Origin of the sequence: Colwellia sp. MB3u-55, assembly GCF_014076785.1 — a bacterium.
GTDB lineage: Bacteria > Pseudomonadota > Gammaproteobacteria > Enterobacterales > Alteromonadaceae > Colwellia_A.
Map to the genome: position 1 here is coordinate 307689 of NZ_JACGUS010000122.1, position 14299 is coordinate 321987.

The following is a 14299-nucleotide window of genomic DNA, read 5'->3' on the forward strand; positions in this document are numbered from 1 at the left end:
TTCTCAGGCATCCTGTTTTTACCATATCAGTACGTATCAACCTTACAGGATAATCGATGTTAAAGGGTACCGCCCCTTTATTTAGCCAGTTTTTCCATCATCACGTTTACCGCGTCTAAATGCTCAGGGTTGTTATGACACATTCCTTGAAATACCGCACAAATGTCAAGAAAGTCTGGTAAGTCAGTACGTTGTGCCATTTTCATTAACCGCTTAGTTAAACGCATTGCCGCCGTTGGTTTACTGGCAATATCATTTGCTAAAGCCATAACGTTATCCATTAAACACTCAGCATCAACAACATTTAACACCACCCCCATTTCTTTCGCTTCATCAGCATTAATTATTCTGCCTGTAAAAGTTAACTCCGCGGCTTTTTGATAACCAATAACACGCTGCATAAACCATGCACCACCGTCACCTGGAATAAGACCTAAGTTAGCAAAGGTTTCGCCAAACTTAGCTTTTGTTGAGGCGATTCTGATATCACACATATTAGCAACATCGAAACCGGCACCGATTGCAGCGCCATTAACAGCAGCAATGATAGGGACTTCACATTTATGTAATGCTAGTGGAATACGCTGTATTCCTTGACGATAACGAGCTTCAAGTTCTTGTACGTCACCAGCAAAATCACCACCACGTTCAGCCATATCTTTAATATTTCCCCCCGATGAAAACGCAGAGCCGGCACCGGTAATAATCAGCACAGCCACAGTAGACGTTTTATTAACCCATTCGACGGTGGTAACAATATCATCAGCAATTGTGGTACTTGTTAGCGCATTACGCACGTCATGGCGATTGAAGGTTAGCGTAGCAATATTATTATCTAGTGCGAGTAGACAGTCAGTTAATTGGGGAAGATTTTCTTTCATCATTGTTTCTCATCAAGTTTGACTTGTTGCCAATATTCTTCAAGTTTTACTAGCGAATGTTGTTCAAATTCTACGCCAGAGCTTGCCACTTGTTTTTCAACACCATGAAACCGTTTTGTAAATTTCTGATTTGCTTGGCGTAATAACTGCTCAGGATCTTGTTTGGCATGGCGACAAAGATTGACAACGGCAAACATTAGGTCACCTAACTCTTCAGCGAGCGCTTGCGGATTATTTTGCTCAATTTCAAGATGAACTTCTTCGACTTCTTCGACAACCTTAGCAAAGACATCTTCAATATTATGCCAGTCAAAACCAGCATGTGCGCAGCGTTTTTGAATTTTAGCGGCTTGAGAAAGTGCGGGTAAGTTTCGCGGGATATCGGCTAAAATACTGATGTGTTCGTTGAGGTTTTTTTGTTGTCTTTCTTGCGCTTTTTCATTTTCCCAATTGGCATTAATTTCTGCATCAGATGTTAGATTTTTATCGCCAAAGACATGAGGGTGTCGACGAATGAGTTTCTCACAAATGGCCGCGACGACACTGTCAAAATCAAATTGTTTTTGTTCTTGCCCGAGCTGACTATAGAAAACAATCTGAAATAACAAATCACCTAATTCTTTTTCTAATTCTGAGAAGTCTTGCTGTTCAACAGCGTCAATGACCGCATCAGCAACTTCATAGGCTTCTTCAATGGTATGCGGTACTATCGAAACAAAGTCTTGTTTGATGTCCCACGGACAACCTGTTTTAGGGTCGCGTAACTCGGTCATGATCCAACGTAGCTTATTCATTGAGGCTTGTTCAGTTAACATATTTATACATTTTCCATAAAGTAGATAAAATACAACTAGAGTCGCTTAACTTCTAATACATCATCAAGTTGAAGTAATTTGCCAATTAAACGTCCTAATATTTCATTATTTGGAATTTCAATATTTAACAACATAGCGACTGTTTGCTTGCTTGGATCAGAACGGCTTTCCATGCCAACAATACTAACGCGTTCATTGGAAACAATCGTAGAAATATCACGCACTAAACCTTGACGGTCACTCGCTATAACTTTCACTGTTGCTAAATAGCTCTGTTGATTCTGTTCACCCCACTGTAATTCTACTTCTCGTTCAGGTTGCTGAGCTAGAGCATTCGCTAATTGGTCACAATCATTACGATGTACCGAGATACCCCGTCCCTGAGTAATAAAGCCAGCAATATCATCGCCTGGCACTGGATGACAACATTTGGCCATATGCGTTAATAAATTACCGACGCCCGAAACCGTAATACCATTAATATCGGCTTGAAATTTTTGTTGTGCCTGTTGAGGTTTGACTAAACTTTGTGGGTCAAGCTCCACCGGTGGTTTGTTTTTCTCGTCGTGATATTGCAAATGATTAATCACTTGCATCAAACGGGCATTACCTGAACCAATAGCTGCATATAAATCATCAATCGATTTTATATTAAAGCGCCTACTCGCTAACATTAAATCAGTATCGGTTAAATCGATTTTAGATAATTCTGTCTCTAACTGTTCTTTACCTATGGCAATATGTTTGTCACGGTCGAGTAATCTAAAAAAATGTTTAATTTTTGACCGTGTTCTTGGTGCATGGGTATAATGCAGATTAGGGTTTAACCAATCACGACTTGGGTTAGGTGTTTTACTGGTTAATACTTCGACTTGATCGCCTGTTTTTAAGCGGTAAGTAAAAGGTACAATGCGTCCAGAGACTTTCGCGCCGATGCAACAATGACCTACATTTGAATGAATATAATAAGCAAAATCTAAAGGTGTAGAGCCGGCAGGTAAATCAATAACATCGCCATTAGGTGTAAATACATAAATACGGTCTTCAAAGACCTGACTACGTAATTCATCGAGTAAATCGCCACTTTCGCTGACGTCATCTTGCCATTGTAAAATTTTTCTTAGCCAGCTAACTTTTTCATCAAAGCCAGTTTTTTTATCTGTGTTTTTACTGCCAGTACTGCCTTCTTTATAACGCCAATGAGCCGCAACCCCCATTTCTGCATCATCGTGCATTTGCTGAGTTCTTATTTGTACTTCTACTGATTTTCCCTCTGGGCCTAATACAACCGTATGAATCGATTGATAACCATTAGGTTTTGGTGTGGCGACATAATCATCAAATTCGTTAGGTAAATGCTGCCAGCTGGTATGAACTATACCTAATGCCCCATAGCAATCTTGAAGTTTATCAACAACAACCCTCACGGCTCTAACATCAAAAAGTTGTTCAAAATCAAGCGACTTTTGCTGCATTTTTTTCCAAATGCTAAAAATATGCTTGGGCCGACCATATACTTCACCGGCAATATTTAAATCATTTAATTGCCCACTAAGATTACTCACAAAATTAGCCATATATTGTTCACGGTCTAAGCGTTTTTCATCTAATTGTTGCGCTATATTTTTATACACCTTGGGATGAAGGTAGCGAAAGGAAATATCTTCAAGCTCCCACTTTAGTTGTCCAATGCCTAATCTATTCGCGAGTGGTGCATAAATATTGGCGGTTTCTTTGGCAGCTAAAACTCGCGTTTCTTCATCGGCATTTTTTACCAGCCTTAAGTAACAGACTCGCTCAGCAAGTTTAATAACGACCGCACGGACATCGTCAACCATGGCAACTAACATCTTACGAATATTATCAACTTGATTGGCAGACACTTGATTAGATTGGCCTTGCTGTAATGTCTTTATCGCTTGCATTTGGCTAACGCCATTACATAAATTAAGAATTTTCTTAGAGAAATTTTCTTCTATATATTCTAATGATATGCATTGGTATTCATATAACGGCAGTAAAAATGCAGCACATAAAGAATCGCGATCTAAATTCAAACTGGCAAGGATCTCAACCATCTCTAAAGACTTAGTCTGGCATTCTTGCTGGTCAACATAAAAATCACTGACTTGTTGCCAAAGCTTTTCAAGTGCTTGATTTTTTTGTTCACTAAGCTCCAATGAACTTAACCATTGCTCAAAATTTATTTCCGATATTTGATGAGATTTACGTACCGAAACCATAAAAATAACCTACTAAATTTTAGAAAAAAAATAAATGTCTACTTCACAAACAATACCATAGTCTCAATATGCTTTGTTTGAGAAAACATATCCATTAAGGATATTTTTTCAATACGATAACCCTGTGCTAGCAATAATTCACTATCTTTGGCTAAGGTTGCCGGATCACAACTGACATATAACACGCTATTAATATTTAAATGTACTAATTGTTGTAACGCTTGATAAGCGCCAGCACGCGCGGGATCTAATAGCAGCTTAGTATATTTTTTATTTGCCCAAGCTTCCTCTTTCCAATGACTATTTAAGTCAGCTTGATAAAACTCACAATTACTTAAACCATTTTGCAAAGCGTTTTTCTGCGCGTTGCTGACCATAAGTTCAACACCTTCAATACCCACAACTTGCGCAACTTTTTTAGCTATTGGTAAGCTAAAATTACCTAAACCACAAAATAAATCTAAAACAATATCTTGCTCGGTCAAGTTTAACCATTGAATAGCTTGATTTATCATGCTTTTATTAACTTGGTGGTTAACCTGAATAAAGTTGTCGCTACTAAAAGAAATAACAATATTGTCAACTAAACTATAGTGCAAACTAGTTAAAGTCGCTTTATCGAGCGTTACTACCTCTTTACCTAAATCAAAGAGAATATCACAAGAAAAATCATCACTGAATGCTTGCCAATGACTTTTATCTTGCTTGGTCAGCGGCTCTAACTGGCGCACGACTACCGTCACTTTTTCTGTGGCAATAACTTCAATATGACCAATAGCATTTTTACCTGATAATTTTTTTAGCAATGCTCTTAAGGGTAAAAAAATATTATTTACCGGCTCGACGAGTACAGGGCAACTTTTAATATTAATCAGCTGATTACTGCCCCGCTGTCTAAAACCAATAATGGCTTGGCCTGCTTTATTATATTGCACACCAATACGTGCCTTGCGGCGATAATGCCAAGGCTGGCTGACGATAGGCGCTTGCCAAGGCAGTGACTGTTCGTGGTTGCTTCGCGAAAATAAATCACTGACCTTCTGCTGCTTAAAATCAAGCTGATTACTAATGGCTAAATGCTGTAAATCACAGCCACCACAACTGAGAAAGTGTTGGCACTTAGCGGCAATACGTTGTTTATTAGCAACAGATACGTCAATTAACTTGCCACGACTATATTTGTTTTTTTGTTCAATAACCTTCACTTTCACAACTTCATCAGGTAAAGCACCATCAATAAATATAGGCTTTTTATTGTGTAAACCTACGCCACAGCCATTAATATCAAGACGAGTTACCTTAATGCTAACTTCTTGACCTAGTTCTTGTTTTTTAGCTGTTGCTTTGAAAAAATTCGCCATAACGAAATATACCTGTTAAGTGCTATAAATTTATATGACGATATGCCATGATAAGGTTATTCAATGTTATGATTTTACACTAAAGTTCAGCAGATAATGCATAAAATAAGTCTGAAAGATTGGGTAATTTTACTTACCATAGTGCCAACCACGTTAATCGCTCTCTCGATAGCTAGCTATTTTTCATATAGCCGTTATGACGAATTAAATACTTTTTTAACGCAGCGCTCTCAAAGTATTATTGAACCCCTAGCAATTGCTAGCTCTTTAGGTATGTTAAACAAAGATCGTGTTCAACTGCGTAATTTGATGAATTTCACCCATCGCAGCCAATCATCAATTATCAAAAGTATTGCTGTTTTTACTAAAGATAACCAAGTTTTTGTCACCAGCTCTTACCACGGTGACGCTAATTTATTACGTCTAAAAGCAGGACAAGTTATTCCCAATAGTACTATTTTCTCTAAAAATGGTGATGACTTTATTTTTCATAGTCCTATTATTAATGAAACCTTGATAAATGAGGCAACTCGCTCAATGTCTCAAGATAATATTGGCTATATTGCTATGCAGATTGACAGCAGTAATATACGTTTAAAACAACAAGACCAGATGCTATTTTCTTTTCTCATTGTTTTGCTTGGTAGTGTTTTTAGTGCCTTTTTCTCTTATCGATTAATTAAAAACTTTACGCGTCCAATAGGCGCAATGGTACTTGCCGTTGATCGTATTAGAGAAGGAAAGCTAGAGAGTCGGGTCACAGGACAGTTGATTGGTGAATTAAACTTTTTGAAAAATGGTGTCAATGCGATGGCACAATCATTAGGTGATTACCAAGAAGAAATGCAAGGCAGCATAGATCAAGCCACGACCGATTTACGAGAAAGTTTAGAGCAATTTGAAATACAAAACGTTGAACTTGATATCGCTAAACGAAAAGCACAAGAAGCGAATAAAGTTAAATCAGAATTTTTAGCCAATATGAGTCACGAACTGCGCACACCACTCAATGGTGTTATTGGTTTTACTCGCCAGGTATTAAAGACACCGCTGACAATTACCCAGCGCGATTATTTACAAACCATAGAGCGTTCCTCGGCTAACTTGTTAGCCATTATTAATGATATTTTAGATTTTTCAAAGTTAGACGCTGGAAAAATGGTTATCGAAAACATTCCTTTTTCGATGCGAGAAACGGTCGAGGAAACATTAACATTACTTGCGCCAACATCTCACAAGAAAAATATTGAGTTATCTTTACGTGTTAATCCGCAATTACCTGATGCTCTCATTGGTGATGCCATGCGAATTAAGCAGGTCTTGATCAACCTGACCAGCAACGCCATGAAATTCACTGACAAAGGTTCTGTTGATATTGATGTCGAAAGCGAGCGTATTGAAAATAATATTGCGATTTTAAAAGTTACCATTAAAGATACCGGTATTGGTATGAGCCATGAGCAACAGAAAACTATTTTTGAGGCTTTTGGTCAAGCGGATAAAAGTGTTACGCGACTTTATGGTGGTACAGGATTGGGCTTGGTTATTTCTCAGCGCTTAGTCACTGAAATGAATGGTAATATGGGTTTTTCTACCGAACAAGGTCAAGGTTCAACATTTTGGTTTACTTTTCGTTGTGAAGTAAATCCTATCTCTATTGATAATATTTTTGATAATCATGAGTTAGCCGGTAAAAGTGTTCTTTATTTTGAACCTCATACGCATAGCCGTATTGCGACCAGCGAAATTCTTACCGATTGGCAATTGGATGTTCATCCGGTCCAAAACTTAGTACAAGTTAACGATTTATTGAATCAAAAGGTACATTTTGATTTTGCCCTAATAAGTCATGATATAACACCCACAGCATTAGTTGAGCTAAAAGAGCTTATCGTCACACTCTCAAAAAACGTGACTCAAATTCATTTAGCAATTAACAGTAACTCCCCTAATTTACAGGAAGCATTGATCGCTTGTGGAGCGAAAAGCTGTTTAAGTAAACCCATTACGCCAGAGCGATTAAATAAGGTACTGTTACCGCGAAATCACCTGCTAGACATCGTAAGTTCAACGTCAGAAGACAATAAAATTCCAGTTAAAATTTTGGCTGTTGACGATAATGAAGCCAATTTAAAGCTTATTAATGAACTTTTACTCGAACAAGTCAATGAGGTTACTACTGTCGTTAATGGCCAAGAAGCGGTAGATATTTGTAAACATGAAAAATTTGCAATGATATTCATGGATATTCAAATGCCGATTATGGATGGTATCTCCGCACTAAAAAGCATTAAAGCAATCACTTTTAATGACAATACTCCCGTTATCGCAGTAACCGCCCATGCCCTTAAAGAAGAAAAAGATAAACTGTTGAAACTTGGCTTTGACTCTTATATGACTAAGCCTATTGACGAAGCTATGTTACGCCACTGTATTTATGAATATTGTGATTTAACACAGCCACAAGATATTAAAACAATGAAAAATAAAAACATCGATAACACAGATTTAAATCAACAAGTTTTTAATGCTAACAACGCAACGATTATGCACCGACGAAACCATCAAGTAATTGACTGGCCTTTAGCATTAAAACGAGCAGGCAATAAAGAAGAACTTGCCAAAGAGATGTTTAAAGGTTTAGTGCAAAGCCTGCCTGAAACAAAACTAAATATTTCTGAAGCATTGACCTCTCAAGATGTAGAACAATTAAAAGTACTTATTCATAAGCTTAATGGCGCTTGTTGTTACTCGGGTGTCCCCAGCCTAGGACGTGTTGTTCATCAGATAGAAACAGAACTGAAAAGTGGTGTCACTATCGATGACTTAGAGCCTGAATTTTTTGAATTCTTTGAACACATTGATAATGTCATCAATCAAGCACCAGAAGTTTTTAATAAAAAGCCTAACACTGAGCACTAATAATTATTTGATAATACTTTAGCTTTAAAAACAAGTGACACCGCTAAGCTTATAGGCTCAATGACTTACTTAAGGTTAAATCTTATGGTAGAGCCTAAAATCGATTAAGATTAAAGGCTAATCAAGTAATAGCTGATTAATATCGGCAACTAAACTAGTCTGGGGTCTTTCAATAATTCGCCCCAGCTCTTCGGTTTTACTTTCATCTCGATAAACAATGATAGTTGGCGTGTATTTAACATCATTATCTTTCGCTAATTGCTGAGGGTCTTCTTTTTGGTAATCAAGTGCAATAAGTGTGGCACTAATTTGCTTATTGCCTTGCAGTAATTTAAGTAGTTTAGGCACTTCACGTTCACTGTCATGACACCAAGTCGCAAAATAAATGTCAACCTTTAACGATTCAGGCCACTGCGCAACAATTTCTTTTTCTTGCTCAGTAATTAAAGACTCATTGAAGTTTTTATTAAAAGCACTAAAGTCACTCAACAAGCTAGCTTCACTGATCACACCTAAGGCAAAGCCATTATTATCCTCCGCGTGAACTGATAATGACAATAGATGGCAAAAAGCTATAGTGAATACTGTGAGTAAGACTTTTATCATTGCGACTCTGCTTATGTTATGTCCGTGACACCGCAAACTGCTGTTTAGCAATATTTTAGTAGCGCGGTAATTGTTTAATGTTTTTTTAATTCGTTAGCTTTTAATAACATGACTTTGCTTTCTTGTAAAAAGATATCGGCATAATCACCAAACCAATCAGAGACTTGGCTAAACATGGTAACAAAAGCATCTTTATCACCCATTTCAACATCTTCTAACAACTCTAGAAACCGATAAGCAAAACGCTTCATCATCGCAACATTATCTTGATTTGAAAAAATGATATCAGTATAAAGTACAGGATCTTGAGCAAATAAACGACCCACCATAATTAACTCTAAACGATAAATAGGCGAACTCATTTCAACAAGTTGAGAAATATCAGCCCCTTCAGTCATTAAGTGGTAACCGTAGGCTATTGTTGAAAAATGTCTCATAACTTGTACCATAGACATTGCTTGATCGTGCGCCGACGCATCGACGGGATAAATCTTTGCTCCCCAGACCTGAAATTGTTTCAGCAACCAATTATATTGCTCGGGTAAACGCCCTTCACAAGTAATAATTGTTTGTTTAATCAAGCCTGACACATCAGGTCCAAACATGGGGTGTAAACCAACAACCGGTCCTTGATGAACTTTCATCATTTCATAAAGTGGCATTTCTTTTACGCTAGTCACATCAGCTAAAATACATGTGTTGGGTAAACGAGAAAGCTTTTGAATGATCATTGATGTTAAGCGAATAGGTACAGCAACAATAACGACACCGGCTTGAGCAAGGATATTATCACTGTTTGGCCAGTCATCTTGTTCAAGAACCACTACCTGATAGCCAGAGCGCTCAAATAAATCAACAAACACTTTACCTAGCTGTCCGTTACCACCGATAACAACTATTTTGCCACTCTCTATATTGACACATTGATAACCGCTCGCATCTTGACTGATGTAAGAGTCACTCATTAACCGTCTTAAAATATCTTCAATTAATTCTGGAGACACGCCTGCCTCCATCGCCTGTTGACGCCGCATCGTCAGTAATTGAGCTTCTCGGTCAGGTGCATAAATTGGCATGCCAACTCGGCTTTTTAGCTCACCTACTTTAGTGGTCACTCTGCGACGCTTGGCTAATAACTCGACTAATTGAGTATCTATCTCATCAATTTCATTTCTCAATGCGGTTAACTGAGGAGCTATACTTTTCTTATCCATTAATTTACTCATTTACGTTTCGCGTACTCGCCTTTATATCGATTTAAGATAAACGCTTCTTTAAAACATCATTAAGTTTATCGGTCGCATTTGCTAATAAAAGTGCCGTATCATTAAAATCAATACATGCATCAGTAACTGAAACACCATACTTTAATGACTCTTTCGGGCCATTAGTACTTTGGTTGCCTGCATTTATATGACTTTCTAACATTATACCAATAATTGATTTATTACCTTCAATAATTTGGTCAAATACATTTTCTGCCACCAATGGCTGGCGACGGTAATCTTTATTTGAATTACCATGCGAACAATCGATCACAATACCAGGCTCTAAACCTTGTACATTCAATTCTTTCTCACATAACGCAACATTAGCAGCATCATAGTTAGGTTTTTTACCACCACGTAAAATAACATGACCATCAGGGTTTCCAGAAGTTTTAATCAATGATACTTGTCCTTGACGGTTTATTCCCATAAAGCGATGTGAAGACGCTGCTGACTGCAAAGCATTAATAGCTACATCTAGGCTACCATTGGTGCCATTTTTAAAACCAATAGGCATAGAAAGACCTGACGCCATTTCTCTATGTGTTTGCGATTCAGTTGTTCTAGCGCCAATCGCCGACCAGCTAAAAAGTTCAGCCAAGTATTGTGGGCTAATGGGATCAAGCGCTTCGGTGGCTAATGGCAAACCTAAATCCGTTAAGTAAATCAATAATTCTCGAGCTTTACGCAAACCCGTTTCAACATCAAAGGTACCATCCATATGAGGATCGTTTATTAAACCTTTCCATCCAACGGTAGTGCGAGGCTTTTCAAAGTAAACACGCATAACAATATAAAGGCTGTCTTGATGCTTATCATGTAAGGCTTTTAACTTTTGCGCATATTCTTTAGCGGCATCGAGATCATGCACAGAACAAGGACCTGAAATAACGAGTAAGCGATGGTCTTTTTTATGAATAATGTCAGCGATCACCTTGCGGGCAGCTTTAACAAAATTACGTCCACTTTCTGATAAGGGGAGTTCATCTCTTAATTGATCAGGCGTTATTAATACATCTTCTGAATTGACATGAATATCGTTAAGGGTTTTTACGTGAGGACCTTTACTAGGTTGAGCGTTCGGTAATGAGTTAGACATTGTATTTTCCATTTATCGCAAGATTGTTTATTAAAGTAAATATAGAACAAAAGAACTAAGTGTGACTTAGTAAAAGAAGGGTTAGTAATAATATCGATGTTGTTGGCTTTTCATAATAGTTCCGCTAATTGCTATTTCGTAAAGAATTATTTACTCTTTTTGTACACAATATCTTACAGGGGTTTTTTTTGAAGGTACAGTAGTTTTAGTGTTTTTATTCTAGGTTATGTTCAGGATAAAAGGTATAACGTGGTGACGTGACTTCATGGATATAGGAAGTAGAGTAACTCAGCAGCATTAGCGAGATGGTAAAGAAGGTATTTATCACGACTGCAGCTATTTAGTATGCAGAGCAAAGGGTCTAAGCATAAGTCGATCATGGCTTTTCGCAGCATGCTCTATTTACGCCATTAGTGTAAGTCTTCGAGCCATTTTCCCGCTAATAAAAACAATAAAAGCGCCCTAAGGCGCTTTTAATTAAGTGCTCGTTAATGACTAACTATCGTGAATAATTCGATTACTTATTAAGTTTTCTACAACGCTAGGATCTGCCAAGGTCGATGTATCCCCTAAGGTATCAATATCGTTTTCAGCAATTTTACGTAAGATGCGACGCATTATTTTACCAGAACGTGTTTTTGGCAAGCCAGGTGCATACTGAATATAATCAGGTTTTGCAAAACGGCCTAACTCCTTAGCAACAAACTCAGTTAGTTCTTTCAGTAACTCTGGTGATTCACTCGCACTAGCCATTAAAGTCACATAAGCATAAACACCTTGGCCTTTAATTTCATGAGGATAACCAACAACAGCAGCTTCGGCTACAGCAGGATGAAGCACTAAAGCACTTTCGATCTCAGCAGTACCTAAACGATGGCCCGAAACATTAAGGACATCATCAACACGTCCGGTGATCCAATAAAATCCGTCCTCATCACGACGTGCGCCATCTCCAGTAAAATAATTACCAGGATATTGGCTTAAATAGGTTTGGTAAAAACGGTCATGATCGCCATAAACTGTCCGTAACTGCCCAGGCCAACTACCCGTTATCATTAACAAACCTTGGTCAGCACCTGCAAGTGTATTACCTTCTTTATCAAACAATGCTGGCTGAACACCAAAAAAGGGTTTACCAGCTGCACCTGGTTTCATATCAACAGCACCAGGTAACGAAGTAATTAAAATACCCCCCGTTTCTGTTTGCCACCAAGTATCAACAATAGGACAGTTAGACTTACCAACCACTTCATAATACCAATGCCAAGCTTCAGGATTAATAGGCTCGCCAACCGTACCGAGTAAACGCAACGATGAAAGATCTGATTGATGGACTAAATCGTCGCCAATACTCATCAAGGCTCTTATCGCTGTAGGTGCCGTATAAAAAATATTAACTTTATGTTTTTCACATATTTGCCAGAAACGTCCAGCATCAGGGTAAGTAGGTACCCCTTCAAAAACTAGTGTAGTTGCCCCATTAGCTAACGGGCCATAGAAAATATAAGAGTGACCGGTGATCCAACCTGCATCTGCAGTACACCAATAAATTTCGCCATCTTTATAGTCAAAAACATATTTATGAGTCATCGCGGCATAGAGTGAATAACCACCACAGGTATGTAAAACACCTTTTGGTGTGCCTGTTGAACCCGATGTATAAAGGATAAACAATGGATCTTCTGCATCCATGACCTCTGGTTCACAAACAGCTGATTGCTTGGTAACTTCTTCTTCGTAACTGATGTCTATTTTGTCGTTCCATGCGACATCACCACCGGTGCGAGCAACGACAATAACTGTATGTACATTGGGGCATTCGGCAACAGCTTCATCAACGTTCACTTTCAATGGAATAACACGACCACCACGTAAGCTTTCATCAGCAGTGATAACAACTTGGCAATCAGCATCAGAAACTCGTGAGCGGATAGCCTCAGTTGAGAAACCACCAAAGACAACAGAATGTACCGCGCCAATTCGAGCACAGGCTAACATGGCATAACCCACTTCAAGGATCATCGGCATATAGATACAAACCCGATCACCTTTTTTAACACCACGTGCTTTTAATAAGTTCGCTAAACGACAAACATGATCATGTAATTCTTGATAAGTAATTTTTTTGTCGTCACTGGGATCATCGCCTTCCCAAATAATAGCCGTATCATTGGCTTTAGTAGCCAAGTGACGATCAATACAGTTATAACTTACATTTAATTTACCACCAGAAAACCATTTAATATCAGCCGTTTTCAAGTCAACATCACTGACACTGTCCCAAGGTTTATACCAATCTAGAAATTTTTCAGCTTGCTCACCCCAAAATACATCAGGTTGTTCAATCGATTGCTTGTACATCGCATCGTATGTTGCACTATCAATATGAGTGTGTGCTTTAGCTTGTTCTAAAACTGGATAACAGCTTTTCAATTCTTTCATGTTGAGTCCTTCATTGCTGACCTGATATTATATCAAGTTGATTATTGCTTAAATGCTATTGATATTCATCTAAGCACTAATAGATTTTGAGGTTATTTTTAAAACAGTGACAACATCATATAGGAAGTTAATTAGTGCGACTACTCAACTAAAGTCGAATACGCCTGATTAAATTTACATTAAAATGAAAAAAAATAATTGCCTGCTAATAAGATAACATTGAAACCCAGCAATGACAACGCTGTCATTGCTGGGTTAAAAAAAAGCAAAATAAATTGCTATTAACGGACTAAGAAGCCTTTAATAGATACGTTAACGAATAGTGATATCGGGGGAACCGTCAATTTCACCATCTTTGGTAATGATAACAGTACCACTATTATTTGATAATACAGCAATGCTGCGCCCATTGTTATTACGTATAAAAAGCAATTCATAACCGAACTTACCTAGACTACCCGCGGAAAACTTTTGAGCAAGTGTCAACTTCTCCCACCAAACTGAATGCTCAGGAGATTCGTGTCTTCTCTCATTAAAAGGTTGCTTTTGTAATTGCATAACTCACTCACCCGTTAAATAGATACTAACGTCATCGTATCAATATAACCCAGATAAACAGCGGTGCCTATTATCAGTATAGAACAGATTTTACCAACGAAGAT

10 protein-coding genes are annotated in these 14299 nt (G+C 38.0%); 1 reads left to right on the top strand and 9 read right to left on the bottom strand.

Going from position 1 to position 14299, the window contains the following annotated elements; translation table 11 throughout:
• Window positions 1-77: 77 nt before the first annotated feature.
• Genes H4J66_RS17555 through rlmD form a run of 4 tightly spaced genes read right to left on the bottom strand, consistent with a single transcriptional unit; the run spans window position 78 to window position 5300 of the window.
• On the bottom strand, window positions 78-884 hold the full coding sequence (locus H4J66_RS17555) for an enoyl-CoA hydratase-related protein (protein WP_259368445.1): 807 nt from the start codon (window positions 882-884) through the stop codon (window positions 78-80).
• Entirely contained in the window at window positions 881-1696 is an 816-nt protein-coding gene (mazG, locus tag H4J66_RS17560; RefSeq protein ID WP_182176228.1) for a nucleoside triphosphate pyrophosphohydrolase, read from the bottom strand. The genes H4J66_RS17555 and mazG overlap by 4 nt, the downstream gene beginning before the upstream one ends.
• A 35-nt stretch (window positions 1697-1731) precedes the next feature.
• Window positions 1732-3939, bottom strand: coding sequence for a GTP diphosphokinase (relA, locus tag H4J66_RS17565; protein ID WP_182176229.1), 2208 nt, complete (start codon window positions 3937-3939; stop codon window positions 1732-1734).
• Between the two features lie 38 nt (window positions 3940-3977).
• Complete coding sequence (gene rlmD, locus H4J66_RS17570) at window positions 3978-5300, bottom strand: 23S rRNA (uracil(1939)-C(5))-methyltransferase RlmD (protein WP_182176230.1); 1323 nt, start codon at window positions 5298-5300, stop codon at window positions 3978-3980.
• A 96-nt stretch (window positions 5301-5396) separates the two neighbouring features.
• Between rlmD and barA the strand changes: the two genes are divergently transcribed.
• Window positions 5397-8222 (top strand): two-component sensor histidine kinase BarA, encoded by a 2826-nt coding sequence (barA, locus tag H4J66_RS17575; RefSeq protein WP_182176231.1) that lies wholly within the window; start codon window positions 5397-5399, stop codon window positions 8220-8222.
• 117 nt (window positions 8223-8339) lie between these two features.
• Here barA and H4J66_RS17580 read toward each other — a convergent pair whose 3' ends face one another.
• From H4J66_RS17580 to H4J66_RS17600, 5 genes are all read right to left on the bottom strand, one after another.
• Window positions 8340-8828: a thioredoxin family protein gene (locus tag H4J66_RS17580; protein WP_182176232.1), complete on the bottom strand. Its 489-nt coding sequence runs from the start codon at window positions 8826-8828 to the stop codon at window positions 8340-8342.
• A gap of 74 nt (window positions 8829-8902) precedes the next feature.
• The gene (gene tyrA, locus H4J66_RS17585) at window positions 8903-10042 is read right to left on the bottom strand and encodes a bifunctional chorismate mutase/prephenate dehydrogenase (RefSeq protein WP_182176233.1); all 1140 of its coding nucleotides are present in this window, start codon (window positions 10040-10042) and stop codon (window positions 8903-8905) included.
• 43 nt (window positions 10043-10085) lie between these two features.
• Window positions 10086-11195 (bottom strand): 3-deoxy-7-phosphoheptulonate synthase, encoded by a 1110-nt coding sequence (locus H4J66_RS17590; protein WP_182176234.1) that lies wholly within the window; start codon window positions 11193-11195, stop codon window positions 10086-10088.
• 495 nt (window positions 11196-11690) lie between these two features.
• Window positions 11691-13637, bottom strand: coding sequence for an acetate--CoA ligase (gene acs / locus H4J66_RS17595; RefSeq protein WP_182176235.1), 1947 nt, complete (start codon window positions 13635-13637; stop codon window positions 11691-11693).
• A 312-nt stretch (window positions 13638-13949) separates the two neighbouring features.
• Entirely contained in the window at window positions 13950-14195 is a 246-nt protein-coding gene (locus H4J66_RS17600) for a hypothetical protein (RefSeq protein WP_182176236.1), read from the bottom strand.
• Window positions 14196-14299: the final 104 nt, after the last annotated feature.